Annotated in this window: 25 protein-coding genes and 1 pseudogene; 12 read left to right on the forward strand and 14 right to left on the reverse strand. The window is 71.3% G+C overall.

Going from position 1 to position 26,056, the window contains the following annotated elements:
- Positions 1–55: 55 nt before the first annotated feature.
- The 6 genes from ACIRRU_RS03075 to ACIRRU_RS03100 all read right to left on the reverse strand — a co-directional run bounded on the left by ACIRRU_RS03075 (position 56) and on the right by ACIRRU_RS03100 (position 8,475).
- A complete protein-coding gene (locus ACIRRU_RS03075) occupies positions 56–1,651 on the reverse strand; it encodes an APC family permease (protein ID WP_403675379.1) in 1,596 nt (531 codons plus the stop codon).
- 292 nt (positions 1,652–1,943) lie between these two features.
- Entirely contained in the window at positions 1,944–3,407 is a 1,464-nt protein-coding gene (locus ACIRRU_RS03080; RefSeq protein WP_403675381.1) for an aldehyde dehydrogenase family protein, read from the reverse strand.
- Entirely contained in the window at positions 3,404–5,143 is a 1,740-nt protein-coding gene (locus tag ACIRRU_RS03085) for an amidohydrolase family protein (RefSeq protein ID WP_403675384.1), read from the reverse strand. Before ACIRRU_RS03085 ends, ACIRRU_RS03080 begins: the two co-directional genes overlap by 4 nt.
- 363 nt (positions 5,144–5,506) lie before the next feature.
- Positions 5,507–6,631 carry an LLM class flavin-dependent oxidoreductase gene (locus tag ACIRRU_RS03090; protein ID WP_403675386.1) on the reverse strand — a complete coding sequence of 375 codons (1,125 nt, stop codon included), beginning with the start codon at positions 6,629–6,631 and terminating at the stop codon, positions 5,507–5,509.
- 137 nt (positions 6,632–6,768) lie between these two features.
- Positions 6,769–7,554 (reverse strand): SDR family NAD(P)-dependent oxidoreductase, encoded by a 786-nt coding sequence (locus ACIRRU_RS03095; protein ID WP_403675389.1) that lies wholly within the window; start codon positions 7,552–7,554, stop codon positions 6,769–6,771.
- Between the two features lie 12 nt (positions 7,555–7,566).
- Positions 7,567–8,475: a TIGR03619 family F420-dependent LLM class oxidoreductase gene (locus ACIRRU_RS03100; protein ID WP_403675634.1), complete on the reverse strand. Its 909-nt coding sequence runs from the start codon at positions 8,473–8,475 to the stop codon at positions 7,567–7,569.
- A gap of 316 nt (positions 8,476–8,791) precedes the next feature.
- Between ACIRRU_RS03100 and ACIRRU_RS03105 the strand changes: the two genes are divergently transcribed.
- A complete protein-coding gene (locus tag ACIRRU_RS03105) occupies positions 8,792–9,196 on the forward strand; it encodes a VOC family protein (protein ID WP_403675390.1) in 405 nt (134 codons plus the stop codon).
- Between the two features lie 88 nt (positions 9,197–9,284).
- On the opposite strand, the gene ACIRRU_RS03110 is transcribed toward ACIRRU_RS03105, so the two are convergent.
- Positions 9,285–9,677, reverse strand: a complete 393-nt coding sequence (locus tag ACIRRU_RS03110; RefSeq protein WP_403675393.1) for an ester cyclase — start codon at positions 9,675–9,677, stop codon at positions 9,285–9,287.
- 629 nt (positions 9,678–10,306) lie between these two features.
- Positions 10,307–10,564 carry a hypothetical protein gene (locus ACIRRU_RS03115; RefSeq protein WP_403675395.1) on the reverse strand — a complete coding sequence of 86 codons (258 nt, stop codon included), beginning with the start codon at positions 10,562–10,564 and terminating at the stop codon, positions 10,307–10,309.
- Positions 10,565–10,882: 318 nt separating this feature from the next.
- Here ACIRRU_RS03115 and ACIRRU_RS03120 point away from each other — a divergent pair, with 318 nt between their 5' ends.
- Both ACIRRU_RS03120 and ACIRRU_RS03125 read left to right on the forward strand, forming a co-directional pair.
- Positions 10,883–11,185, forward strand: a complete 303-nt coding sequence (locus ACIRRU_RS03120) for a DUF6087 family protein (protein WP_403675398.1) — start codon at positions 10,883–10,885, stop codon at positions 11,183–11,185.
- Between the two features lie 139 nt (positions 11,186–11,324).
- Positions 11,325–12,140 (forward strand): annotated as a pseudogene (locus ACIRRU_RS03125) (APH(3'') family aminoglycoside O-phosphotransferase); the annotation flags it as partial.
- 99 nt (positions 12,141–12,239) lie between these two features.
- Here the strand turns inward: ACIRRU_RS03125 and ACIRRU_RS03130 are convergent.
- Positions 12,240–12,443, reverse strand: a complete 204-nt coding sequence (locus ACIRRU_RS03130) for a DUF397 domain-containing protein (protein WP_403675399.1) — start codon at positions 12,441–12,443, stop codon at positions 12,240–12,242.
- A 14-nt stretch (positions 12,444–12,457) separates the two neighbouring features.
- On the reverse strand, positions 12,458–13,327 hold the full coding sequence (locus tag ACIRRU_RS03135; RefSeq protein WP_403675402.1) for a helix-turn-helix domain-containing protein: 870 nt from the start codon (positions 13,325–13,327) through the stop codon (positions 12,458–12,460).
- Positions 13,328–13,561: 234 nt separating this feature from the next.
- Between ACIRRU_RS03135 and ACIRRU_RS03140 the strand changes: the two genes are divergently transcribed.
- From ACIRRU_RS03140 to ACIRRU_RS03150, 3 genes are read left to right on the forward strand one after another with little or no spacing between them, the layout of a single operon-like run.
- A complete protein-coding gene (locus tag ACIRRU_RS03140) occupies positions 13,562–13,990 on the forward strand; it encodes an ATP-binding protein (RefSeq protein ID WP_403675404.1) in 429 nt (142 codons plus the stop codon).
- Positions 13,987–14,334 (forward strand): hypothetical protein, encoded by a 348-nt coding sequence (locus tag ACIRRU_RS03145; RefSeq protein WP_403675407.1) that lies wholly within the window; start codon positions 13,987–13,989, stop codon positions 14,332–14,334. Before ACIRRU_RS03140 ends, ACIRRU_RS03145 begins: the two co-directional genes overlap by 4 nt.
- Positions 14,331–14,942: a hypothetical protein gene (locus ACIRRU_RS03150; protein WP_403675409.1), complete on the forward strand. Its 612-nt coding sequence runs from the start codon at positions 14,331–14,333 to the stop codon at positions 14,940–14,942. Before ACIRRU_RS03145 ends, ACIRRU_RS03150 begins: the two co-directional genes overlap by 4 nt.
- A gap of 164 nt (positions 14,943–15,106) precedes the next feature.
- On the opposite strand, the gene ACIRRU_RS03155 is transcribed toward ACIRRU_RS03150, so the two are convergent.
- Positions 15,107–15,415 (reverse strand): ArsR/SmtB family transcription factor, encoded by a 309-nt coding sequence (locus ACIRRU_RS03155; protein ID WP_403675412.1) that lies wholly within the window; start codon positions 15,413–15,415, stop codon positions 15,107–15,109.
- Between the two features lie 62 nt (positions 15,416–15,477).
- On the opposite strand from ACIRRU_RS03155, the gene ACIRRU_RS03160 reads away from it, so the two are divergent.
- Positions 15,478–16,470, forward strand: coding sequence for a zinc-binding dehydrogenase (locus tag ACIRRU_RS03160; protein WP_403675414.1), 993 nt, complete (start codon positions 15,478–15,480; stop codon positions 16,468–16,470).
- A gap of 292 nt (positions 16,471–16,762) precedes the next feature.
- The gene (locus ACIRRU_RS03165) at positions 16,763–17,887 is read left to right on the forward strand and encodes a glycoside hydrolase family 43 protein (RefSeq protein WP_403675418.1); all 1,125 of its coding nucleotides are present in this window, start codon (positions 16,763–16,765) and stop codon (positions 17,885–17,887) included.
- A gap of 168 nt (positions 17,888–18,055) precedes the next feature.
- Here ACIRRU_RS03165 and ACIRRU_RS03170 read toward each other — a convergent pair whose 3' ends face one another.
- Positions 18,056–18,952: an MOSC domain-containing protein gene (locus ACIRRU_RS03170; RefSeq protein ID WP_403675421.1), complete on the reverse strand. Its 897-nt coding sequence runs from the start codon at positions 18,950–18,952 to the stop codon at positions 18,056–18,058.
- Between the two features lie 235 nt (positions 18,953–19,187).
- Here ACIRRU_RS03170 and ACIRRU_RS03175 point away from each other — a divergent pair, with 235 nt between their 5' ends.
- Positions 19,188–19,784 (forward strand): TetR/AcrR family transcriptional regulator, encoded by a 597-nt coding sequence (locus tag ACIRRU_RS03175; protein ID WP_403675424.1) that lies wholly within the window; start codon positions 19,188–19,190, stop codon positions 19,782–19,784.
- A 248-nt stretch (positions 19,785–20,032) separates the two neighbouring features.
- Entirely contained in the window at positions 20,033–20,767 is a 735-nt protein-coding gene (locus ACIRRU_RS03180; RefSeq protein WP_403675426.1) for an SDR family NAD(P)-dependent oxidoreductase, read from the forward strand.
- Positions 20,768–20,904: 137 nt separating this feature from the next.
- On the opposite strand, the gene ACIRRU_RS03185 is transcribed toward ACIRRU_RS03180, so the two are convergent.
- Positions 20,905–22,917, reverse strand: a complete 2,013-nt coding sequence (locus tag ACIRRU_RS03185; protein ID WP_403675427.1) for a heavy metal translocating P-type ATPase — start codon at positions 22,915–22,917, stop codon at positions 20,905–20,907.
- Positions 22,918–23,012: 95 nt separating this feature from the next.
- Between ACIRRU_RS03185 and ACIRRU_RS03190 the strand changes: the two genes are divergently transcribed.
- Both ACIRRU_RS03190 and ACIRRU_RS03195 read left to right on the forward strand, forming a co-directional pair.
- The gene (locus ACIRRU_RS03190) at positions 23,013–23,408 is read left to right on the forward strand and encodes an ArsR/SmtB family transcription factor (protein WP_403675430.1); all 396 of its coding nucleotides are present in this window, start codon (positions 23,013–23,015) and stop codon (positions 23,406–23,408) included.
- Positions 23,409–23,667: 259 nt separating this feature from the next.
- Entirely contained in the window at positions 23,668–23,910 is a 243-nt protein-coding gene (locus ACIRRU_RS03195) for a hypothetical protein (RefSeq protein WP_403675433.1), read from the forward strand.
- A gap of 153 nt (positions 23,911–24,063) precedes the next feature.
- On the opposite strand, the gene ACIRRU_RS03200 is transcribed toward ACIRRU_RS03195, so the two are convergent.
- On the reverse strand, positions 24,064–25,995 hold the full coding sequence (locus tag ACIRRU_RS03200) for an AMP-dependent synthetase/ligase (RefSeq protein ID WP_403675436.1): 1,932 nt from the start codon (positions 25,993–25,995) through the stop codon (positions 24,064–24,066).
- Positions 25,996–26,056: the final 61 nt, after the last annotated feature.

A 26,056-nucleotide genomic window follows, 5' to 3' on the forward strand; every position in this document is an offset into this window, starting at 1 on the left:
CCTGCGACGGTGCCCGGCCGCGGACGCCCGCCGCTCTGCCGGCCCTCCCCGCCCCTCAGTCCTGGACCACCAGCGCCGGGGTCTCCTTCGTCAGCACCTCGCCGCGGAAGAACGCCGGGCTGCGGCGCTCCATCACGGCCATCAGCACCACGCCGAGGAGCAGCAGCCCGACCCCGATGACGAAGACCGAGCCGACGCCGAGGACCGAGGAGCCGGAGCCGTACGCCGGGTCCCACATGTCGTAGAGGGTCTTGGCGAAGACGGCGGCGAGCAGGGCGCCGCCGAGGACCGGGAAGAGGCCCTTGAAGACCAGGTCCCGTGCGGAGCGGGTGAGTTCGGCGCGGAAGTACCAGGCGCAGGCGAAGGCGGTCAGCGCGTAGTAGAAGCAGATCATGAGGCCGAGCGCGTAGATGGTGTCGACCAGGACGTGCTCGCTGACCAGGGTCATCACGGTGTAGAAGACGCCGGTGCCGACCCCCGCCGTGATCGTCGCCCGGCCGGGTGTCCGGAAGCGGGGGTGGACCTTGGCGTACGAGGCGGGCATGGCCTCGTACGCGGACATCGCGAGGACCGTGCGGGCGACCGGGATGAACGTGGTCTGGAGGCTGGCGGCGGCCGAGGCGAGGACCGCGAGGAAGAGCAGGACGCCGAGGCCGGGGCCCATGACAGGTCCGGCGAGGGCGGCGAAGACGTTGTCGGAGGTGTCCGGGTTGGCGAGCCCGAGCCCGGAGGTGCCGGAGCCGACGGCCATCTGGGCGGCGACGCCGGTGGCGAGGTAGGAGCCGACCAGGACGACCATCGCGATCAGCGCGGCCCGGCCGGGGGTCTTCTCGCTGCCGGTGGTCTCCTCGTTGGCCGTCAGACAGGCGTCCCAGCCCCAGAACATGAAGATGGAGAGGGACAGGCCCGCCGTGAAGGCGGCGAAGGACTGGACGGCGAACGGGTTCAGCCAGGACCAGGAGAAGTCGAGCGAGGTGGCGAAGTCCGCGCCGCCGCCCGCCTTGTTCAGGGCCATCGTCACGAACAGCGCGAGGACGACGAGTTGGAGGCCGACCAGGGCGTACTGGATGCCCTTGGTGGCGGTCATACCCCGGTAGCTGATGGCGGTGGCGACGGCGATCAGGGCGAGGCAGGTGAGGATGTGGACGGGCTTGCTGTCGTCCAGGGCCGCCACCGAGGCGCTGCCGGTGATCTCGCCCGCCAGCAGCCAGAAGTACGAGGTCGCCACGCCCGCAAGGTTGGACAGCACGATGATCGTCGCGATGACGAGGCCCCAGCCGCACATCCACCCGACTCGCGGACCGAACGCCTTCACCGTCCAGGTGAAGGAGGTGCCGCAGTCCGGCATGACCTTGTTCAGCTCGCGGTAGGCGAAGGCGACCAGCAGCATCGGCAGGAACCCGGCCAGGAAGACGGCGGGCATCTGCACGCCGACCTCTCCGGCGGTGGAACCGAGGGTGGACGTCAGGCAGTAGACGGGGGCGACGGTGGAAACACCGATGACGGCGCTGCCCATGAGGCCGACGGAGTTCCCGCCGAGCCCCTTGCCGCGAACACCGCCGACGCCGCCGACGTCACCTTCACCGCCGTCGGCCGGGGCGCTTCCCCGTACCGTGTCTCCGGCCTGCGGCCGCGCGTCCAGCTGAGTCATGAGAGGGACGCTATGCGCTGCGATATCCACATCCGGAGGGCACGGTCGGCGCACCCCAACCTTGGATGCAGCGTGTGCCGCCAGGTTAATACTGTGCTAATTGAAGGAAGATTTCCCTCTACGCCTTGTAATGCATGCCGCTCGACCTAGCGAAGCAATGTACGGTAACCGCAGCACTGTCCGCTTTGTGGCAGTTCAAAATTTTCCCGCGCCGCCCGCCGCCCGCCGCCCACCAAGGGCCGCAAGAGCCCGAGGCCCCCAGCCCCGGCATCACCCCGCCGTCACCCCGCCGTCACCCCGGCCAGACGATCGCCTGCGTCTCGCTGTAGGCGTGCAGGGCGTACGAGCCCACGTCCCGGCCCACGCCGCTCCGCTTGAACCCGCCGAACGGGGCCTCCATGTTCCGCCCGACCGTGTTGACGCCGACCCCGCCCGCGCGCAGTTCGCGGGCCAGCCGGAAGGCGCGGGCGACATCGCCGGACCACACGTAGTCGATCAGCCCGTAGTCGCTGTCGTTGGCGAGCGCCACGCCCTCCTCGTCCTCGTCGAAGGGGACGACCACGACGACCGGGCCGAAGATCTCCTCGCGGACCACCCGCATGCCGTTGGTGCAGTCGGCCAGCAGGGTGGGGGCCACGTAGAAGCCCCGGTCCAGGTGGTCCGGGCGGGCGCCGCCCGTGACGACCCGCGCCCCCTCCTTCCGGCCCAGCTCCACATACGCCTCGACGCGGTCGCGGTGGGCGGCGGAGATGACCGGGCCGACCGCGGTGGCCCGGTCGGCGGGGTGGCCGACGGTGAGCGCGTTCGCGTACCGGGCCAGCTTCGCGATGAGCTCGTCCTGGCGGGACCGGTGGACCAGGACGCGGGTCGGAGCCGTACAGATCTGTCCGCTGTAGAAGGAGAACGTGGTCCCGATGCCCGCGACGGCCAGGTCCAGATCGGCGTCGTCGAGGACGAGCGCCGCCCCCTTGCCGCCCAGCTCCATCAACTGCCGTTTCATCCCGCGCCCGCACACCTCCGCGATGCGCTGCCCGACGGCGGTGGACCCGGTGAAGCTGACCATGTCGACGTCCGCGGAGTCCACGGCCGCCTCCCCCACCGCCGTCCCCGAGCCGGTGACGACGTTCACCACCCCCGGCGGAACGCCCGCCTCCGCGAGGGCGGCGGCCATCCGGTAGACGGAGAGCGGGTCCTGCGGGGCAGGCTTCACCACGACCGTGGAGCCCGTCGCGAGGGCCGGCGCGACCTTGCCCGCCGGGTTGGCCCAGGGGTTGTTGTACGAGGTCACGCAGGTGACCACGCCGACCGGGCGGCGGGCGGCCAGCGCCCCGAAGATCCCGGCCCGCCCCATCGGCCCGGCCTCGTTGATCTGCGGCGCGACCGCCTCCTCGACCGGCTCCAGCGCGCCGCGCGCGTACCGCCGGAAACGGGCGACGCCCACCCCGACCTGCATCCCCCGGGCGGTGGCGGCGGTGGCCCCGCTCTCCCGCCGGGCGATCTCGGCGTGGGCGGGGAGGTCCCGCCGGATGAGGTCGGCCGCCCGGTCCAGGATCGCGGCGCGCTCCTCGGGCCGGGTCCGCGACCAGGCCGGGAAGGCCGCCTTCGCCGCCGCCGCGGCCTCGTACACCTGGGCGCGGCTCGCCTCGGGGGCGAGGCCGACGACCTCCTCGGTGGCGGGGTCGATCACCTCGTAGTGCCCGTCGGCGGGCTCGGTCCACGCCCCGCCGATGAACAGCTTCCCGGCTCCGGCGCTCACGCCGTGCTCACCGTCCGGGTGTCGCGCCCCGAGCGCAGCACCGTCCCCGGGACCGCGCCCGTCACCTCGTCCTCACGCAGGGTCTCGACCCCGTTGACGCGTACGGAGACGATCCCGATGGCCTTGGAGTCCAGGCGGGGGCTGCCCCCGGGCAGGTCGTGGACGAGGGTGGCGGGCCCGGCGTCGATCCGTTCGGGGTCGAAGAGGACCAGGTCGGCGTGGAACCCCTCCTCGATCCGGCCGCGTTCGCGCAGCCCGAAGAGCCGGGCGGGGTCGTCGGTGAGCATCCGGACGGCGGTGGTGAGCGGGAGTAGCCCCCGCCCGCGCAGACAGTCGCCGAGGAAGCGGGTGGTGTACGGGGCCCCGCACATCCGGTCCAGGTGCGCGCCCGCGTCGGAGCCGCCGAGCAGGACGTCCTCGTGCTCCCAGGTGCGTTGGCGCAGCGCCCAGGAGGCGGGGTCGTTGTCGGTGGGCATCGGCCACAGGACCGTCCGCAGGTCGTCGGCGGCGCAGATCTCGACCAGGCAGTGGAAGGCGTCCTGTCCGCGCTCGGCCGCGATGTCGTCGACGACCCGTCCGCTCAGCCCCTCGTTGGCGGCGCTGTAGGTGTCCCCGATGACGTACCGGCCGAAGTTCGCGAGCCGCCGGAACACCCCGGCCTCCCTGCTGTCCGCGCGGCGCAGCATCCCGGCCCGGGTGGCGGGGTCCCGGAGCCGTTCGACGCGCTCGGCGATGGGCAGGGCGAGGATGTCGCCCCAGCCGGGGATGAGGTTGAGAGCGCAGAACGTGCCGAGCGACATGTTCATCGGGGTGAGGATCGGCATGGTGAGCGCGACGATCCGTCCGCCGGCCGCGCGGGCGCGTTCGCTGGGGATCAGCTGGCGCGGTACACGTTCGGGGATGGCGGCGTCGATGGTGAGCACGTTCCAGTTGAGCGGGCGTCCGGCGGCGGCGGTCATGTCGACCAGGAGGCCGATCTCCTCGTCGGAGAACTGGTCCAGGCATCCGGCGACGATCGCCTCCAGCTGGGTCCCCTCGTGCTCGCCGACCGCGCAGGAGAGGGCGAGCAGCTCCTCGGGGCGGGCGTGCCGGGACGCCACGGGCTCGCCGTCGCCGTCGGAGTGGGTGGCGGACCGGGTGGTGGACAGCCCCCAGGCACCGGCGTCCATCGCGTCGTGGAGGAGGGTGAGCATGGCGTCGAGCTGGGCCGGGGTGGGCTGCCCGCCGACGGCGTCCGGGCCCATGACGTGCCGCCGCAGGGCGCAGTGCCCGACCATGAAACCGGCGTTGACGGCGATCCGCCCTTCGAGGGCGTCCAGGTACTCGCGGAAGGTGGACCAGGTCCAGTCGACGCCCTCCTCCAGGGCCGCGAGCGCCATGCCCTCGACCCGCGCCATCATCCGGCGGGTGTAGTCGGCGTCCTCGGGCCGGGCGGGGTGGAGCGGGGCGAGGGTGAAGCCGCAGTTGCCGCCCGCGACGGTGGTGACGCCGTGGTTCATGGAGGGGGTGGCGTAGGGGTCCCAGAAGAGCTGGGCGTCGTAGTGGGTGTGCGGGTCGACGAACCCGGGGGCGAGGACCAGCCCGTCGGCGTCCTCGCTGGTGACGGACTCCTCGGCGAGGGTCCCCGGCCCGGCGATGACGGCGATCCGGCCGTCGCGGAGGCCCACGTCGGCGGGGTAGGCGGGGCCGCCGGTGCCGTCCACGACGGTCGCGCGGCGGATGAGGTGGTCGAGCATGACTGTTCCCTTCGTCGACCTGGCCGGTACGGCCGGGGTACGCACGCCTTCGGCCGCGGTACGTACCCCGGCCCATCGGGGCGACGGTCCGGGAGGCCGTCGCTCCGGCTCTGATGACGCCGTCCGGCTCCGGCTCCGCAGCCATCGCCCGGCTCCGCAGCCGCCACGGGCCGTGCAGCCGCCGCGCGGCCGTGAGGTGGGGGCTCCCCCGGGCAGGGGGCTCCCCCTGCCCGGGGGCTCCCCTGTCCAGGGGCGGCGCCCGGAATTGGTCCGGGGAGGCCTGCGGCGGCCCGCGGCGCCCGGACCGGCCCGCGGCGCCCGGACCGGCCCGGACCGGGAACGGCCGGGACCGGCCGCCCGGGGTCAGCCCGCGGCGGCCCGGAACCGCGAGGTGCGGTGCACCGGGTCGGTGTCGATCTTCGGGATGACGTGCTCCCCGATCAGCTTGATCGTGGTCATCGTGTCCTCGGGGCTGATCCCGATCGGCAGCCCGAAGCTGAGCTGGTCCGCGCCCGCCCGGTCCCAGCGGCGGCACTGCTCCAGCACCTCGTCGGGGTCACCGCAGATCATCAGCTCCTCGGCGATGAGGAGTTCGACGATCTCCTCGGTGTACTCCGGCAGCAGCCGCGGCCACTCCGGGATCCCCTCCGGCCGCGGGAATGTGTCGTGGTAGCGGAACAGCAGCGACTGGAGGTAGTTGAGCCCTCCGCCGACCGCGATCCGGACCGCCTCGGCGTGCGTCTCGGCGCAGATGGCCGTGGAGGTCACCATCACGTTGTCGTTGACGAACGCCCCGACCGGCTCGGCGTCCTTGACCGCGTTCTTGTAGGACTCGACCACCCACTCCATGTCCGAGACCTTCTGGACGCTGAAGCCCAGCACACCGAGCCCCTTCTTCCCCGCCATGGCGTACGAGGACGGCGAACCGGCCGCGTACCACATGGCCGGGTGGGCGGCCCCGTACGGCTTCGGCAGGATCTTGCGCGGCGGGAGCGACCAGTGCTTGCCCTGGAAGCCGGCGTACTCGTCCTGGAGCCACATCCGGGGGAACTCCGCGATGGTCTCCTCCCACAGCTCCTTGGTGTGGTTCATGTCGGTGATGCCCGGCATGAACCCGAGGATCTCGTGGCTGCCCGCGCCGCGTCCGGTGCCGAACTCGAAGCGTCCGCGGGAGAGATGGTCGAGCATCGCGACCTTCTCGGCGACCTTGACCGGGTGGTTGACGGGGGCGAGCGGGTTGAAGATGCCGGAGCCGAGGTGGATGCGTTCGGTGGCGTGCGCGAGGTAGCCGAGGTAGACGTCGTTGGCGGAGAGGTGCGAGTACTCCTCCAGGAAGTGATGCTCGGATGCCCAGGCGTACTTGAAGCCGGACCGGTCCGCCTGGATGACGTACTCGGTCTCCTCGATCAGCGCCTTGTGCTCTGCCTCGGGGTCCGCCTCGGCACGCGCCGCAGGCACGTACCCCTGAACAAAGAGCCCGAATTCCACGGAGGTTCACCGTCCTCAGGTCTGCCTGACAGCTTCCCGGCCGCTACCTGACGCACCGTCAGATAGCGATGCGACCGACTGTTCCACCGCCATCCCCAACCGTCAATAGCTGACGCCCCGTCAGCCAAGTGGAGGGGTCAGAAGGGGCTGACCCCCGCCAGCCAGCCGCCGTCCACGACGAACGGCTGCCCGGTGATGTACGAGGAGTCCTCGCAGCTCAGGAAGAGCACCAGCGCGGCGACCTCCTCGGGCCGGCCGATCCGCCCCATGGGCAGAAGCTTCCGGTAGTACGCCTCCAGAGCGGCGCTCGACGTCGTCAGGTCGGCGTCCGGATCGAGCAGGGCCGGATTGCTCATCGCGGTGTCGACGGCTCCCGGGCAGACGGCGTTGACCCGGACGCCCTTCCTCGCCAGCTCCATGGCGGCGACGCGGGTGAGGCCGAGCACCGCGTGCTTGGTCGCGGCGTAGGCCCCCACCAGCGGCATTCCGGTCAGGCCGGTGTACGAGGACGTGTTGACGATGGTCCCGCCGCCCGCGGCCTCGATCTCCGGCGCGACGGCCCGTATGCCGAGGAAGGCTCCGGTCATGTTGACCCGGACCACCTGCTCGAACTCGGCGAGCGGGGTGGCGACCAGTTCGTTGAAGCGCAGGACGCCCGCGTTGTTGACCAGCCCGTCGATCTTCCCGAAGGCGTCCTTCGTCTCGGCGACGGCGGCGGCCCACCCCTCCTCGCTGCCGACGTCCAGCCGGACGAACCGGGCCACCTCCGGACCCAGATCCCGTGCCAGCGCCTCCCCTTGCTCGACCAGCACATCGGCGACGACGACCCGCGCGCCCTCCTGGGCGAACAGCCGTGCCTCCTGCTCGCCCTGCCCGCGCGCCGCCCCGGTGACCAGGACGACCCGCCCGTCCAGCTTGCCCATGACGTGTCTCCCCTACCTGTCGAGACGCGGGGCCACGTCCGCGCCGAACGCCGCCATCTGATCGGTCAGCTCCTCCACGCTCCGGCTGCGGAAGCGCACCTGGATCTGATGCACGCCGATCTCCGCGTACTCCCTCAGCGACGCGGCCAGCTCCTCCGGCTTTCCGGTGAGCGTCCGCCGCCCCACGGGCCACCCCGGCTCACCGACGTACAGCGGTTCGGTGATCGCACCGATGACGACCGGCTCCTCGATCCCCGCCTCCGCCCGCAGCGCGTGCACCCGGGCGATCCGCTCGGGCAGCCGGTCGCGCGGGTCGCCCTGCGGGAGCCACCCGTCACCCCGCACCGCCGCCCGGCGCAGCGCGGCGGGCGACGAACCGCCCACCCAGACCGGCACCCGCTCCCGGGCCGGGCGCGGCAGCTGCCCGAGCCCGCCGAACGAGAACCGCTCCCCCGCGAACTCCGGGTACTCCTCGGGCCCGAGCGCGGCCCGCAGCGCGTCGATCGTCTCGTCGAGGACCGGGCCGCGCCCGTCGAAGTCCGCCCCGACCGCCTCGAACTCCTCGCGTACGTGCCCGGCCCCGACCCCGAGGATCAGCCGCCCGCCGCTGAGGTGGTCGAGGGTGGCGTACTGCTTGGCGGTGATCAGCGGATGCCGCAGCCCGACGACGGCGACATGGCTCAGCAGGAGCGTCCGCTCGGTGACCCCCGCGAGGAAGGACAGCGTGGCGACCGGGTCGTACCAGACGGTGCTCATGCCCCGCGCGAGCCGCCGTGGGACGGCGACGTGGTCACAGCTCGCGATGTAGCCGAATCCGGCGCGGTCGGCGGCGCGGGCGATCCGCACGAGGTCGGCGGGGGTCGCCGCTGCCTCCCAGGGTTCGGCGTACAGGGCGCTCTGCGACTGGACCGGGAGCTGCATCCCGTACGTCAGCGGCCCCTCGGGTGACGGCAGCGGCGGCGGTATCGGCACGGCGGCCTCCTTTCCCCTTAGCCCCCGGGCGCGTTTCGCCGCCCCGGGTGACGGCCGCCATCGTCATACCTGACGGACCATCAGACAAGGGGCGGGGGCGTACGGGGCTCCTGGCGGAGCACCGGCGGCGGCCACCGATGAGTTCCGCGGCCGCCACCAGTCATAAGGAGCGGGCAGGAAGGACCACCCCGGTCCACGGCACGCGGCACGCGGCACGCGGCACGCGGCACGCGGCACGCGGCACCAGCAGAGCGAGGAATCAGCCATGACAGCTTCGGCAGACGGCAACGACGGCCCCACGGCCGTCACGGGCATCACGGGCCTGGGGGTGATCCTCGGCAGCACGGACGCCGAGGCCCTGATCACCTGGTACCGCGCGGCACTGGAGCCGCTGGGCGCGCGCTGGGCGGAACACCTGCTGCTGGTCGGCCCCGGCGCGATCATCGGCTTCGACCAGCGCGACGACGTCGCGGCGAAGGCGGCCGAACCGGGCCGCCAGATGATCAACATCACCGTGCGCGACATCCGGGCGGCCGAGAATCACCTGACCGCTCTCGGGGTGACGTGGGTACGTCCGGTGGAGGAGGTCGGGGGCGGCTGGTTCTTCTCGACGATCGTGGACCCGGTGGGCAACTACCTCCAGATCCTCCAGGGGCCGGAGGCGCCCTGAGCACCGTCGGTTCCATTCGACGGGCCTCACACTCGTCAGAGCGTGAGGCCCGGGTACTTCCGCCCTCACAGGGAGGGGCCCGTCATGATCAGCCTTCGAGCTGCTTCTTCAGGGCCACGGCGTCGTGAACGTTCGACATCTGCTGGAACTTTCCGTCGCTGATCACGTAGAGGGCGAACTCGTCGATCTCGATCTTCTTGCCGTTCGGAGCGACACCGAGCCATTCCTTGACGGGCGTGCCGTGGTTGATGGAGTGGCAGGCCAGCACTCCACCGTTGATCGCCACCTCCTTGATCTCCCAGTGCATGTCGGGGACGGCTTCGGTGATGCCCTTGAGGTGGGCGATGACGGTCGCGCGGTCGGCCGTCTGTCCGTGCGAGATGATGGTGTCGCCCATGAACTCATCCATGCGGTCGAATTCATGTGCGTTGAGCATGTCGCAGTAGCGGTCGTAGAATTCGCGGATGTCGAAATCAGACATGATCAGCCTTTCATGCCCACGTACGGGCCATGGTGAGTTTTTCACTTCTCGAGAGCAACGCCGCAGCTCAAGCCGCAGTTGCTAAATGTGTGCCGTTGTCTCTTTATTACATTCTCTCGCTGTCAAGTTCACCACCGGAGGCATCGCCCGGCTCGGCGGTTGGCGCCGCACTTCTTGTGATCTTGATGTTCAGCACCCTTCGACCCTGCGGTCACCATCGAACTTACGAGAGTGAAGGCGCACGATCCATGATGCATAGTCCGCATTACTTTATTCATCGTCCAGGAGGCGGCGCCGATCCCGGGATTCCGCGACCCGGTGGCTGACGCGACCGGACTGCCCCACCCCCGTACGGCCGTCGGACCCGGCCTTGACACTCTGAAGCCCGCCTGACCTGCGCGCTCATCACTTTGATGACCGGGCTCGGCCCATCTCCCGCTACTGCCCACCTGTCGTGAAGCGCCCGATCACACCTTCGAACTGCCGCCGCAGCCGATCGGGGTTCGAGCCGTACGCGCCGATCGGAAGATACTGCTTGAGGAACTCCCATGCTTTGTAAGCCAGTTGCACCCGCGTCACGCACAACGATCTACCAGATCCCGCCACGGGGCGTGGGCGTGTCCCACAATTCACGAAGACCCCCGCAGCAGCGCCGTAAACCGCATCTCCACGTGCTCGGCCGGGCCGATCGGACGCAGGTCCGGGTCAAGGAGGACGAGGAGGTCCCGGGCTTCCGTCCAAGGGATTCCGAAAGCCCTGTCAAGGGCCAGCAGCAGACGCAACGGGGTGAGAGTGAAGCCCTCGTTGTCCCTGAGCGCCTCGATCATCGCTAGCAGACCAGCACCATCGGCCGCCAGCTTACGCATGTCTTCTGTTGCCTCGTCCACTCCTGTTCCCACCGTTCGTTCCAGAGGGCGCCCCCCTCCCGGCCATACGCGGACGATCTACCGGATCGTGCCACGAGACAGGGTGCTCCCACCGATTGATCACGACGAGATACAGGCCCTACGTGCCCCTGACGACTCCGGGTAAAGCGGCCCCGTGTGCGACGACGTTCTCCGATCTGGCGGAATGCGCCGTCCACGCCACGGCCGCGCGGGAACTGATCGTCACCGCGATGAATGCGCTCGGCTGAACGGACTTCCGCCGGGCCGCCACCGCACCACCCTGCTGGAACCACAGCCTCCGGAGCGTGAGGAAGCACGATGGACGACGAGTCGTTGGCGGACTGGGCGGAGCGCCGGAACGCGAAAGTCGGGCGGCTCCGAGCCGTACCCCTCGTGACCGGCGACGGCCCCAGGGCCTCCCACCTCAACCCGGACGCGCCCCGCGTCATTCAGCGCTGGAACGGCTACGCATGGGAGCCCCACGGCACCGCGGCCGACCTCACCGAGGCCCGCCGGATCCTGTACCCGCACACCGAGGATGCCGGCCCCGCGGGCATCCCGGCACCGCAGCCGCTGAGGGCGGGTCGGGGCAGGCACCGTAACGGCTCGGTCCGCGATTGAGGTCAAGGCCGTACGGGCCCATTTCCTGGGCACACTCGAAGGACCCGCGCGGCCCTTGCCGCGTCACGGCAGTCCAAGGCTCGCCGCGGGCAGGAACTCGGCCCCAGCGGGGAGCGCCGTGATGGATACGGTGACCGCTATGGACGATCACTCGGGCCCACAGGGCGTGTCACCGGCACTGCTCGGCATCGGCGGCGACTGGCTGCCTGTCACCACCGGCGAGTCAGGGGCCCTCGTCTTTCGCAGTGGGGACGCCCGTCGGTATGCGAAGTACGTGCCCGCTGTAGATGCGGCGAACCTGGCGGCAGAGCGCGACCGGATCGAGTGGCTGAGCGCCCAGGAAGTACCGGGCCCGGCTGCCCTCGACTGGTACGACACTGATGCAGGAGCCTGCCTGGTGACCAGCGCTGTCCCTGGCATTCCTGCTGATCAACTCTCGGCCGAGGATCTGCGGCGCTCTTGGGACCGTGTCGCGGATGCGATTCGTCGACTGCACGAGGTGCCCGTGTCACAGTGCCCGTTCTACCGGGGCCTGGACACCATGGTCACCCTGGCACGCGACGTCGTCGCACGTGACGCCGTGAACCCGCAGTTCCTCCCCATCGACCAGCAGCACACACATCCCGGCGACCTACTGGCCCGCCTGACTCAGCAGGTCCCCCGTCGACGGGACCAGGAGGCCTCCGACGCAGTCGTCTGTCACGGGGACCTGTGCCTGCCCAACATCATGCTCGATCCACAGACCCTCGACGTATCAGGCTTCATCGACCTGGGCCGCCTCGGAAAGGCCGACCGCTACGCCGACCTGGCACTGCTCCTGACCAATGCGCGAGAGACATGGACGGACGAGGAGCAGGCACACGCATCAGACGTGGCGTTCGCCAAGAGGTACGGCATCACCCTGGACCACGAACGCCTGCGCTTCTACCTCCACCTCGACCCGCTCACCTGGGGCTTACAACTCGGTCCGAAACCCACCAATCGCGGACCGGCTCGTAAGCCACGGCCGGGGGAATGATCCGGGCTCCGCGAACGGAGCCCGATCGGCAAGCCCTTAGAGGGAACCGTCCCGCACGGCGGCGACGAAGGCCTGCCACTGCGCCGGGCCGAAGGTGTGCGCGCCGAGAGTGCGGTCCTTGCTGTCGCCGACGGCGACGAGGCCGTCGGAGGTCGGCTGGGTCTCGACGCACGAACCGCCGTTGTCGCCGCTGTACGAGGACTTCACCCAGGCACCGTCGGGCAGGCCGTATCGCACCATTTGCTGTCTCCGCCTTACGCTCTCTTCGCGAAATCTCGTTGCACAGAAGAGACTAGCTCCATGGACTGCTTCGTCGTGAGTGCGGCCGTTCGCAGCTCGTCGAAGGCCAGTTGATAGCGCTCCACGGATTCATCTTCCTCCAGGTAGAGCACGCCGTCGAGATAGTCCAGGTTGACGACGTCGAGGTCCATCGGATCGGGATAGCTGAAGACGTTGAAAGCTCCGTCGGTGCCCGCGTGCCAGCCCTGACCGAACGGCACCACCTGGATGGTGAGCTTCGGCGGATTGTTGATCTCCAGGATCTTGCCGAGCTGTGCCGCCATGACGGGCGGCCCGCCAACTTCCCGATGGAGCACCGCCTCATCGAGGAGGCAGAGGAACTGCGGCGGGTTCTCCCGGGCGAAAATCTCCTGTCGGTTCCTGCGCACCGCGATATAGGACGCAATCTGCTCCTCGGTGGCACCCTTGTCCACGGAGCGGATCACCTCCGTGGCGTACTCGACGGTCTGAAGCAGTCCCGGCACCAGCATCGGCTGGAAAGCCAGAATCCGTGCCGCATCGGACTCGATCGACAGCCTCTCCTGAAAGCCGGACGACAGTATGTCGCCGTACTGCGCCCACCACCCCTTTCGCCGCCCCTCCCGGGCCAGGGTGGTCAGCGCCGTACGCAGCCGTTCGTCCGACACCCCGTACAGCTCAAGCAGCGCCTCGATCTCCAGCTTGCTGACACCCTGACGGCCGTTCTCCTGGCGGGAGATCTTGGGTTTGTCGCCGCCGATGCGGTCGGCTGCCTCCTCCATACCGACTCCGGCTTCCTCGCGGAGCCGCCTCAGCTCGGCGCCGACTCGCCGACGGCGCACCGTTGGACGCGGGTTGCTTGGCACGTGGTCCCTCCCCTGACGTGGTGGCTCAGTGTTACCCGTCGCTGACGGCTTCTAGCAACTCCCGTTATATGCACAAGCGTTCACCCGGTCAGGCGAATCTGCAATTTTGCAACTGAAGTAGTTGCGAAGTCAGCTGTCAGCAGTCCACTCTGTTGCTGACCACGCACGGCACCGTGACGGACACCCACCGTTGCCGCGCGGGCGGATTCCCCATCCCTTCGCACTGGAGGAACCATGGCCGTCACCCCCATCCCCGTCCCCGAGCCAGGCCCGCCCGACTACCGGCAGGAGCTCGTCGCCCGCCCCGAGACGCTCGCGATCATGCGGCGCATCGTCAGCGCGCACCTCGACCTCTGGGACCTGCGGGAGCTCAGCGACGCCGCCACGCTCTGCGCCCACGAACTGCTCACCAACGTCATGCGGCACACCGGGTCGCCGCACTGCACCATCACGCTCCGCCGCAAGCCCGACGGCGTACGGGTGACCGTCAGCGACTCCGACACCGAGCCGCCCGAGCGGCGCGACCCCGAGTGGGACGAGGAGGGCGGGCGCGGCATCCTCCTCATCTCCGCGCTCGCCGCCCAGTGCGGCACGGTGGTGCGGCGGGACGGCAAGGACGTGTGGGCCGACATCCTCGCCTCGACGCCCGCGCACGCCGCGTGAACAGGCCCTTGCCGCGCGCCTATTGGTGTCACGCGGACACCGACGGCGCACCGGCCGCGGCGGTCCCGGACGACCTGCTGACCACGGCGCCCGGTCAGGCCGTCGCCTGGATGCGCGCATCCGTACGAGGACTGGCCCCGGACCTCGACCGCGCCGCCCGGCACCGGGCCCGGTCCTGGCTCGGTGACCCTCGCGGTATCGAGTCCGCCGTCCGCAGCCTGCGGCGCGGCCAGGGGTACGTCTACGAGCTGCCCGCCACCGAGGGGACCTGGCGCTGGACGGCGTACCCGGTCTCCGTCCTCCCCCAGTTACCGACCGCATCACCGCTCAGGAGCCACGTATGAAGAGCCCGGAACCACGCATGACCGACCAGGAACCCCGCATGGCCGACATGGTCACGGACACCCACCTCGTCGGCACCGACACCGACACCGGCACGCGCACCACCACGCGGAGGCCGGCACCGCCCTCCCCCTCCGCGGAGTTGCGCGCCGCGCTCGGTGAGGCGGGGCTGCGGGCGCGCGTCACGGACACGGAGACGGGCAACCACGTCCGCATCACGCCCCTGGACCCGGTCGACGCACGCCAACTGGCCCGGCTGGTCCGTACCGGGACCAAGCGCGCCCTCAAGGCCGCCCGCGCTCTGCGGGAGATCTGCGAGGGGTACCGGATCGATCTTCCCGGACTCCGGGTCCGGCAGGGCCGCATCACCCTCGGACCCGTCCAGGCCGAAGACGGGGCGCGGCTGGCCCGGCTGCTGGGAGCGGTGCCGCCGAGCGCCGGACCGCTGGACGCCACCACCGTGAGCAGCATGCTCAGCCACGCCTTCGCTCAGGCCACCACTGGCGGCACCCTCTCCGTATCCGTACGGGACGACGCGCCGAGGACCCTGGAGCTGGGCTCACTCGACGCTCGCGCCGCGCGGCAACTGATCCGCGCGCTCCAGTTCTGACCACCAGCGACAGTTCCGAGCGGCCGCCATCAGCCAAGCCGCAGAAGAGGCCGGAGCGGCAGAAGCGGGGGCAGGGGCAGATGCCGGGCCCCCGGCGGGGGGGGATGGGGCGGCCGTAGTGGATCCTCGGACCCGGCCAGCAGGTTCGTCCGCGATCAGGGCACTCAGAACACGTCACGCAGCGTGTCCAGCAGACGGGCGATGTTCGCCTCGTCCCGCCGGTAGTAGGTCCACTTGCCCCGCCGGGTGGCGACCACCAGACCCGCCTGCCGCAGCATCGACAGGTACTGCGAGGTGGTCGACTGCCCCAGACCCGCCCGCCGCTGGATGTCCGACACACAGACGCCGATCTCGACGTCCGCGAGCTCCTGACCGGGGAAGCTCATGGGCTCCTTGAGCCACGCCAGCATCTGCCGACGGGCCGGATTGGACAGGGCCCGGAACACAGCCAGCAACTCCGCCTCCGAGAACACGCGGCCATCTTATACGCACAGACACATTGACGATTCGCGATATGACGATTTATTCTTGCCGCATGTCCACCTCCATGCATGCAACCCAGCTCGTCCGCTTCGGTGAGCCGGACACCGCGTTCACCACCCGCGAGCTGCCCCGTCCCACCCCCGGCCCCGGTCAGGTGCTGGTGCGTGTGCTGGCCACCTCCGTGAACCCCCTCGACCTCCAGACGCGCCGCGGCGACTACCGCGACCAGCTGCCGCTACCCGCCGTGATCGGCAACGACGTGTCCGGGACGGTCGTGGAGAACGGCCCCGGCGCGGATGAATTCCGGCCGGGCGACGAGGTCTGGTATCTCGCGCCGATCTTCGCCGGGCAGGGCACCTACGCCGAGTACCACGTGGTCGACCAGGCCCTGGTCGCCCGCAAGCCGGCCGGGCTGTCGCACGTCGAAGCCGCCGGTCTCGCCCTGGTGGGCATGACGGCGTGGCAGGCGCTGGTCGAACGCACCGGCCTGCGGCTCGGGGAGCGGGTCCTGGTGCACGGCGGAGCCGGCGGGGTCGGCTCCGCCGCCATCCAGGTCGCCGCGGCGCTGGGGGCCGAGGTGGTCACCACCGCGCGGGAGAAGGACCACGAGTTCGTCACCGCACTCGGAGCCACCACGGTGATCGACTTCTCGGCCGGTGACTACACCGAGCAGGTACGCGCGCTGGGCGGGGTGGACGTCGTCCTGGACACGGTGGGCGGGGACACACTCAGCCGCAGCGCGGAGATCCTCGCCGACCGCGGCCGCGTGGTGTCCATCGTGGACATCCCGCAGCCGCAGAACCTGCTCGCCGCGTGGGGGGTGAACGCGACCTACCACTTCCTCTTCGTCGAACCGGACCGGGCCGGACTCGAAGCGCTCGGCCGCCTGGTCGACCTGGGCAAGCTGCGCCCCGTGATCGGCGCCGTGTTCCCGCTGGCCGACATCGCCGAGGCTCACGCACTGCTGGAAGGCGGCACCACCGCCGGGGGCCGCAAACGCCCCCGCGGAAAGATCGCCATCGCCGTCGACCCGCAGGCGGGGTGACCGCGAGCGCAGACCACGGACCGGGGCTCCGGGGGCCGACCAGCGCGCGGCACGCGGCGGGACAGCGCCCGGCCTCGGCTCCGGCCCCGGCTCAGGCCCCGCCGCCCCCGGTTACGTGACGCGCGGTCCGTACTCTGCTGTTCTCCTGAACGCCCTTTGCCTGCAAGGCCGTTGACAGGTCCTGGACCCGGCGAGACGCTGCGAAAGCGCTCTCCTCCCGATGTGCGTCGTCCTCGCCGCCATCACCGTCGCCACCGCCGTCATCGAGTCCCCCGGCCCAGGAGCGAGCCCCATGAGCGACCTCATGCGCACCGCCAGCAGACGCCTCCACCGCTCGTCCGCCCTCGGCGCGCTCGCGCTGACCTCAATCCTCGCCGCGACGCTCCTCCTGTCGCCACCCGGCACCGCCCAGGGAGCGCCGCCCGTCCATGAAGCGGCTCCGCAGGGGCAGACCAGCCTGCGGGCGGCCGACCCGAGCGTGTTACGGGTGGGCAGTACGTACGTCGGCGTCCAGTCGACCGGCGGGGGCATCGCCGTACGGCAGGCGTCGTCCACGGACGGGCTGGCCACCGCTCCCGCCCGGCAGGTCTGGGCCGACAGCCGGGGGCGGGGGGAGGTCTGGGCTCCCGAGATCGTGATGGACGGCGGCCGGTACTACATCTACTTCACGGCCGGCACCGGCGCCGCGCACCGCATGTTCGTCATCAGCTCGGCCTCGCCGGACAGCGGGTACGGGGGCGAGACCCAACTCGCCCTCCCCGACGACAAATGGGCCATCGACGGCACCCTGTTCACCTTCGAGGGGCAGCGGTGGTTCGTCTGGTCCGGGTGGGCGGGTGACACCAACGTCGAGCAGAACCTCTACATCGCCCGGATGAGCAGTCCGACCCGCCCCACCGGTGCGCGGTACGTCATCTCGCAGCCGCGCGAGAGCTGGGAGCGGGTCGTCGGCAACCCGTTCATCAACGAGAGCCCCGAGGCCATCAGGGACCCGAACGGGCAACTGCACATCGCGTACTCCGCCAACGGCAGTTGGAGCGAGCAGTACTGTCTGGCGGACCTGCGGCTGCGCAAGGGCGGCGATCCCACGTACGTATGGGACTGGTACAAGTCCAACGGCTGCCTGTTCGGGTCCAACCGCGCCACGATGATGGCGGGTTGGGACCCGACGCTGTACGTGAACGGGCCCGGCCACCACACCTTCGTCCTGCTCCACGGCGACATCGCCACCAGCCCGCCCGCCGGTCCGAGGTTCCCGTCGATGTACCACGCGGTCGCGAAGGGCACCCCGTACGCCTGGGCCAACCGCCATTGGTACACGGGGACGTTCGCCTGGTGGGGCGACACCACCTACACCCGCGCCAACGTTCCCGGCCCGACGTCCGACAAGGGATGGAGCCTGAAGTTCTTCGAGTGACGCACCCATTCACGGAGAAGTGACGAGCCCGTTCTCGACGTAGCGACGCAATCGTTCTCGACGTAGCGACGCGCCCGTTCTCGAAGAGAGGCGCGGCCGTTCTGGAGGAGACGCGGTATTTCGTCGGGTGCCGGGCCGCCCCGCGCGCGAGCGGGGCGGCCCGGGACGTCACGTCTCCGCGTCGCCCCACTCCTCGACGACCACCTCGTCGCCCACCGAGAGCTTCCCCGGCCGCGTCACGGAGAACTTCGCGCCGAACACCACCCCGCCCGCCGAAAACCGCCGGTAGCCCGCGAGCGTGCGCAGCGGCTCCGGCCCGCCCCGGGCCCCGGCCTCCTGGTCGACCAGGGTGACCGCGCAGCGCACGGCGAGCTTGGTGTAGCCCAGTCCGGCCGCGCCGATGGTCATGCGGCGGATGCGGTCCTCGGCGTACGGCGCCGACGCCCAGTCCTCACCGCTTCCGCCCGTGGGACCGCTGTCGATGACGAGGTTCGGCCGGAAGCGGTCCATGGCCAGGGGCGGAGCGCCGCGCTCGGCCATCCGCGCGTCCAACTGGGCGAGGGACGCGCGGGAGAGCAGGTGCACGGCGCTGCTGTCGGCGTACCCGGAGGTGCCCGGGGTGAGGCCGTCGGTCTTCCGGTCGTGCTCCGGCGGCACCCGCACCAGACGGCTCGGGGCGCCGAGGAACTCCGTCAGCCAGCGGGCGGCGCCGTCCCCCTGGTCGATGCCCTGATACGTGACGCCGAAGAGTTCGACGTCGCGCCGGGGCGCGGAGGTGGTGACGTCGACGTGCACCGCACCCGGACCCTCGGTAGGCCCACCCAGCCCGTCCAGCGCGTCCGGCCCGACCGGTTCCAGCGTGAGCCTGCTGCCGTCGGCGCTGACGGTGGGCCGGACCAGGGCGAGGCGGGGGTCGCGGCGCTGGGTACGGAAGACCCCGTCGACGCCGACGACCATGAACGCGCGGTCGTACGCGAGCCCGGCCGGGGTGAGGAACGCGGCGTCCAGGGACGTTCCGGCACAGCCCTTGACGGGGTAGGTGATCAGATCGACGACCGTGGCCATGCGGCCTCTCCTTCGTGACGCCCCGCGCGCGGGTCCGCTGCTCTCGGGCCCGTCGGGCTCGTACGGCCAGGGTGTCAGGCGGCGCGAGCGGTGATCTACGAGATGCGCGTCACCCCGGAACAGCCCTCACCGCGCTCACCACGCGGGCCCGGGGCGATCTCGCTCCCGAGGCAGGCTCACCGCGGGAGCGGGCTCGTCGTGGACCGTACCGTCCAGAACTCCGTACGATGAGGGCATGGCCCGACCCCGCAAGTTCGACGAGGAGCGTGTGATCCACGCTGTCCGCGACGAGTTCTGGGACAAGGGGTACGCGGCGACGTCGCTGGAGGATCTGCTGCGGGTCAGCGGACTCGGCAAAGGCAGCCTGTACGGCGCGTTCGGGGACAAGCACACCCTGTTCCTGCGGGTACTGCGCGAATACGACGACGCCAACCTGCTGACGCTCCGCGCGAACCTGGAGTCCGCGGCCCGGGGGATCGACCTGGTGCGAGCCTTCGTACTCGGCCCGGTCGCCGACCCCAGCGGGGCCGCCGCGCGCCGGGGCTGCCTGCTGGCCAACAGCAACGCCGAGCTCGCCACCACCACTCCGGAGGTCGCCGCCGAGGCGCGCCGGAGCTACGACGCGATCACCGTCATCCTCACCGAGGCGCTGGAGCGCGCCCGGCACGAGGGCGACCTGGCCCCGGACGCCGATCCCGCCGACACCGCCCGCGCCGTCCTCGTCGCCCAGCTCGGCCTCACCGCCCTCGGGCGCACCGGCATGGACACCGACTCCCTCTCGGCGGCGGCCCGATCCGTTCTGGCGCGACTTCTGCCCCCTCGTACGCGATAGGGCCTGTTCCTCTTACGCGACAGGGCTTGTTCCCACGCGGCCACCGGCTCCTGAGGCTCCGGCTTCCCTCGGGTGCGGCGGACGATTCCCCTGCCCCCCTCCCCCGTCATGCGGTAGCTGACTCCTGCCCTGCTCACGCACGGCTCCGCCGGGCTGGGCCGCCGGTCCGCATCCCGCGTTCTTGACCTATCGGTCCATAACGAGAATAGTTACGGACTGAGCAGTCAATAACTATCGAGGAGGACGACATGGCCGTCTTGGCAGGCAAGGTCGCAGTGGTCACCGGAGGCGGCACCGGCATCGGGTTCGCCACGGCGCGAGCGTTTCGGGACGAGGGCGCGCAGGTGTTCATCACCGGTCGCCGCAAGGACGCGCTGGACGCCGCGGTCACCGAACTCGGAACCGGCGTGACCGGCGTCGTGTGCGACGCGTCGGTGTCCACGGAGCTGGACGCCCTCTACCGGATCGTGCGGGAACAGGCGGGCCGTATCGATGTGTTGGTCGCCAACGCCGGCATCGGCACCGTGGCTCCGCTCGGCGAGGCGACGGAGGAGATGATCGACTCCATGCTCGCCGTCAACATCAAGGGGACGGTCCTCACCTTCCAGCAGGCGCTGCCGCACCTGAACACCGGCGCCTCGGTGATCCTGACCGGCTCGACCGCGGCGACCCGGCCCGACGAGGGACTGGAGATCTACGGGGCGTCGAAGGCCGCGGTGCGCAGCCTCGCCCGCGGCTGGGCCCGCAGCTCGCGCGCACGCGGCTTTCGCGTCAACGTCGTCTCCCCCGGCGGCACCCGCACCCCGGGCCTGCTGGAACTGCTCCCGCCCGAGGCGCTCCGGCAAGCCGAGGAGGGCATCCCGCTGGGCCGCCTCGCCGAGCCGGGCGAAATCGCCGCGGTGACGACGTTCCTCGCCTCGGACGCGGCGAGCTACGTCAACGGCGCCGAGTTCTACGCCGACGGCGGCTACGCCCAGGTGTGAACGGTCCGCACGAACCCCTCGGGGAGACCGGCGGCCGCCGACAACATCGAGTAACTGGAGGGGCGGCACCGCCCCCCGGCAGACAGTGACGGTGACCTGGGGCCCCGTGGCCGACGTGGCACGGCGGTCACGCCTGCTCACGGGGCGTCCTGGGTGAGACGGGGCCAGGCGGTTTCGCGCAGCAGGCGCAGGCCATTGAGGCCGACGATGACGGTGGAGCCCTCGTGTCCGGCGACGCCGAGCGGCAGGGGGAGATCGCCGGTCAGGTCCCAGGCGACCAGGACGGTGATGAACGCTCCTGCGATGACCAGGTTCTGGACGACCAGACGGCGCGCGGTGCGCGAGAGCTGCACGACGGAGGGGATGGTGGCCAGCTCGTCCCGCACCACGACCGCGTCGGCGGTTTCCAGCGCGAGGTCGGAGCCCGCTTTGCCCATCGCGATCCCCGAGTGCGCGGCGGCCAGCGCGGGCGCGTCGTTGACGCCGTCACCGACGACCAGCACCTTGCGCCCCTGAGCTTCCCACTCCTTGACGGCGGCGGCCTTGTCCTGGGGCAGAAGCCCGGCACGGACCTCGGTGATGCCGACCTCGGCGGCCAGGCGGCGGGCGGCGCGTTCGTTGTCGCCGGTGAGCAGGACGGGGGTGCGGCCGGTCAGACGGGTGAGGGCGGCGACGGTGGCCGCCGCGTCCGGCCGCAGCCGGTCCGCGATCCCCAGCACTCCCACCGGAACGCCGTCGCGGGCGACGACGACGGCGGTGCGTCCGGCGTCCTCCAGTTCGGCCACCACCTTCTGACGCTGTTCGTGGGCCTTCCGATACTGCCCACGGACCTTCCGGTGCTGCTCGTGGGCCTCAGGTTCCAGGAAGCGGGTGGGCGCCCCGACGGTGACGGTGCGGCCGTCGACGGTGGCGGTCACGCCCTGTCCCGGGGTGGAGGTGAAATGCTCGGCACCGCCGAGGGGGAGGTTCCGCTCGCGGGCCGCGGTGACGACCGCGCGGGCGAGCGGGTGCTCGCTGGGGTGTTCGGCGGAGGCGGCCAGGGTCAGCAGGGCGGCCTCGTCCAGACCGCCGCCGGGCAGCGGGCGCAGGTCGGTGACGTGGGGGACGCCTTCGGTGAGGGTGCCGGTCTTGTCCAGGGCGACGGTGTCGATCTGGCCGAGGCGTTCCATCACGACGGCGGACTTCGCCAGCACGCCCCGGCGGCCGGCGTTGGCGATGGCGGACAGCAGCGGCGGCATCGTGGAGAGCACCACGGCGCACGGCGAGGCCACGATCATGAACGTCATCGCCCGCAGCAGGGCCGAATCGAGCGGGTCACCGAGCGCGAGCGGGACGGCGAAGACGGCGAGGGTCGCGACGACCATGCCGATCGAGTAGCGCTGCTCGATCTTCTCGATGAACAGCTGGGTGGGGGCCTTGGTCTCGGAGGCCTCCTCGACCATCTTCACGATCCGGGCGATCACCGAGTCCGCCGGGTCCCGCTCCACCCGCACGCGCAGGGCGCCGGAGCCGTTGACCGTACCGGCGAACACCTCGTCCCCCACCTGCCTGGCGACCGGCAGCGGTTCACCGGTGATGGTGGCCTGGTCGACGTCGCCGGCCCCGTCGGTCACCCGTCCGTCCGCGCCGACCCGCTCTCCGGGCCGGACCAGGATGGTGTCCCCGACCGCCAGGCGCTCCGTGTCCACCGTCTCCTCACGGCCGTCCGGAAGCAGGCGGGCCGCCGTGGTGGGGGCGAGGTCGAGCAGTCCACGTACGGAGTCGGCGGTCCGCGCGGTGGCGACCGCTTCCAGGGCTCCGGAGGTGGCGAAGATGACGATCAGCAGCGCGCCGTCGAGGATCTGCCCGATCGCGGCGGCGCCCAGCGCGGCCACGACCATCAACAGGTCCACGTCCAGCGTCCTGTCCTTCAGGGCTTTCAGCCCCGCCCAGCCCGGCTCCCATCCCCCGGTGGCGTAGGTCGCGGCGAACAGCGTTCCCGACAGCCAGCCGGGACCGCCCAGCAGATGGACGGGCAGGGCGAGCAGGAACAGCACCAGGGACGCGAGTGCCCACCGGGCCTCCGGCAGCGCGAGCAGACGGGTGCGGCGGGGCGGGGCCGGGCGGGGCCCCCCGGGAGGCGCGGACCACTGGTCCAGGACAGAAGGCATGACGAGGAGACCCTTCGCGGGCGGGACGGGGCGACAGCTCCACCGTACAGGAATATATGAACAGATATTCACATGTCTTCGCTACGATGGATCGCATGGGCCACGGACGCGACACCACCGCCAGCGCCAGCGCCAGCACCCGTGAACGTCTCGACGCGGTCGGCGCCGCGGACGTCGCCGCCACCCTTCAGGCGCTGGCCACTCCCTCCCGGCTCAACATCCTCGCCCGCCTCCAGGAGGGCCCCTGCTCGGTCGGCGACCTCGCCGAAGCGGTCGGCATGGAGAACTCGGCCTGCTCCCACCAGCTCCGCCTGCTGCGCAACCTGGGCCTGGTCACCGGCGAACGCCAGGGCCGCAGCATCGTCTACTCGCTCTACGACAACCACGTCGCCGAACTCCTCGACCAGGCCCTCTACCACGTCGAGCACTTCCGCCTCGGACTGCACGACACCCCCGCCCACGAGCCGGCCCCCGCCACGGCCGACCGCTGAGACACCCCGGCGCCGACTCCCCGGCGCGGGCGCGACGGAACCGCACGGCAGGCACCCTCACGTCCCGGCCCGCCACCGCCCCGGGGGCGGCACCGGTCCCCGCCGACCGCGCCCGCACCTGCCCAGCGCCCGGCGCTGTCGGTTCGGCAACCTCGGCGCACCCCGCCGACGCCGGACCTCGCGCCGGACACGCTCCCCCACCGCGCCCGTTCGCGATACGGACTGGCCCCGGAATTCGAACATGCGATCTAATCGAGGGATGGAGCGCTACCCCTTCCCCCCTGACCTGGTCCGAGCGCAGCAGGAGTGGTTCGACGTCTACCGCGCGCTCGCCCAGCCCCGTCCGCGCCATGCCACCGAGCTGCGCCGCCGTCTGTATCTGCTGTCCGTCCGCATCCACTGGCATCCGTTCTGGTCCACCCCGGCCGGCTGGACGCCCGCGGCCCGGGTGGAGCTGAGGCGGCTGGCGGCGGACGGGCGGGCCGGCAAGGAGGTCGCCTGACCCGGGCCCGTCCCTTCACCGGCCGCCCACCGGCCGCCCGCCTCCCGGAGCGCCGAGCGGGGCTCCGGACCGGGCCCGTCCGGTCACCGGCCGCCGCCCACCCCCCGGAGCCTCGGGCGGGCTCCCGTGCGGGGCTCCGGCGGGCGCGCCCCCTCACCGCTTCCGGTACAGCTCCTCGATCTCCCCCGCGAAGTCCCGCGCGATCGCGTCCCGCTTCAGCTTCAGCGACGGCGTCAGGTGGCCGCTCTCCTCCGTGAAGTCGACCGGCAGGACGGCGAACCTGCGGATCGACTCCGCGCGGGAGACCAGGCGGTTGGCCTCGTCCACCGCCTTCTGGAGCGAGGCGCGCAGGTCCTCGTCGTGGACCAGGTCGCGGACCGGGACATCCTGCTTCTTCGTCATCTCGCGCCAGTGGTGGAGGCCGTCCGGCTCCAGGGTGATCAGGGCGGTGATGTACGAGCGGTTGTCGCCGACCACCATGCACTGGCCGACCAGGGGGTGCGCGCGGAGCCAGTCCTCCAAGGGGGCCGGGGTGACGTTCTTGCCGCCCGAGGTGATGATGATGTCCTTCTTGCGCCCCGTGATCGTCAGATAGCCGTCCTCGTCCAGCGCGCCCAGGTCGCCCGTGGGGAACCAGGCGTCGTCCAGCAGCGCCGGGGCCGCCTCCGCCCGCTCCGCGTCCCAGTAGCCCCGGAACACCTGGCCGCCCCGCAGCAGCACCTCGCCGTCCTCCGCGATGCGCACCGACGTACCGGGCAGCGGCCAGCCGACCGTGCCCAGGCGTGGCTTGAGGGGCGGGGTCACGGTGTGCGCGGCCGTCGTCTCGGTGAGGCCGTAGCCCTCGAAGACGCCGACGCCCGCGCCCTCGTAGAACGCGGCGAGCCTCCGGCCCAGCGGGGAGCCGCCGCAGATCACGTACCGGACCTTCCCGCCGAGCGCGGCCCGGATACGGCGGTAGACCAGCGGGTCGTACAGGGCGCGCGCGGCGCGCAGGCCGAGGCCGGGGCCGGGGCCCGTGCCGTGTTCGGCGGCCTCGACCGCCTGCCCGTAGCGCCGGGCGATCTTCGCCGCGCGGTCGAAGGACGACGCCCGGCCCATCTTCTCCGCCGTCGCCCGGCCGGTGTTGTAGACCTTCTCCAGGACGTAGGGGATGGCCAGGAGGAACGTCGGGCGGAACCCCGCCAGGTCGGCGAGGAGGTCCTCGGTCCGGATGGAGGGGGCGTGGCCCAGGCGCACCCGGGCGCGCAGGCAGCCGATCGCGACCATCCGGCCGAAGACGTGCGAGAGGGGCAGGAAGAGAAGCGTGGACGCGGGGTCCTTCGAGACCGACCTGAAGACGGGATGGAGCAGTTCGATGGCGTTGTCGACCTCGGCGAAGAAGTTGCCGTGGGTCAGGACGCAGCCCTTGGGGCGGCCCGTGGTGCCGGAGGTGTAGATCAGGGTGGCGGGACTGTCCGGCTCCAGGGTGGCCCGGCGGGCGGCCACCGCCGCGTCCGGGATGTGCTTGCCGAGCGACTTGAGGTGCCCGATCGCCCCGGTGTCGAACTGCCACAGGTGCGCCAGAGTGCCGAGTTGCTTGCGTTCCTGGCTGATCAGGCGGCCCTGTTCCTTCGACTCCACCGCGCACGCCACCGCACCGGAGTCCTGGAGGATCCAGCGGGCCTGGAAGGCCGACGAGGTGGGGTAGACGGGGACGGTCACCAGGCCCGCCGCCCAGGCCGCGAAGTCCAGCAGCGTCCACTCGTACGTCGTACGGGCCATAATCGCGATCCGGTCACCCGCCCGCAGCCCCTCCGCCATCAGGCCCTTCGCCACCGCCAGCACCTCGGCGGCGAACGCGGCGGCGCTCACGTCCTGCCAGGCGCCCCCGGCGTCCTTACGGCTGAGGACCGGTTCCGCCGGGGCCTCGCGGGCGTTGTCGAAGGGGATCTCGGCCAGTGAGCCGCGCCGCACGACCGGCGCGAACGTCGGTACGGAGACCTCCCGGACCCGGCCGTCGGGGCCGCGCCTCTTCGTCGGTTCGACCAGGGCGGGGGCGGGGGCGGGCACGGGAACAGGGGCGGGCGCGGAAGATGGCGTTGACACGTGCGGCTCCTCGGTTCGGGGGTCGGGCGGGTCGGTTCGCCGGGTCGTCCGTCCGGCAGGG

The sequence above is a fragment of the Streptomyces sp. NPDC101181 genome, assembly GCF_044767975.1.
Taxonomy (GTDB): domain Bacteria; phylum Actinomycetota; class Actinomycetes; order Streptomycetales; family Streptomycetaceae; genus Streptomyces.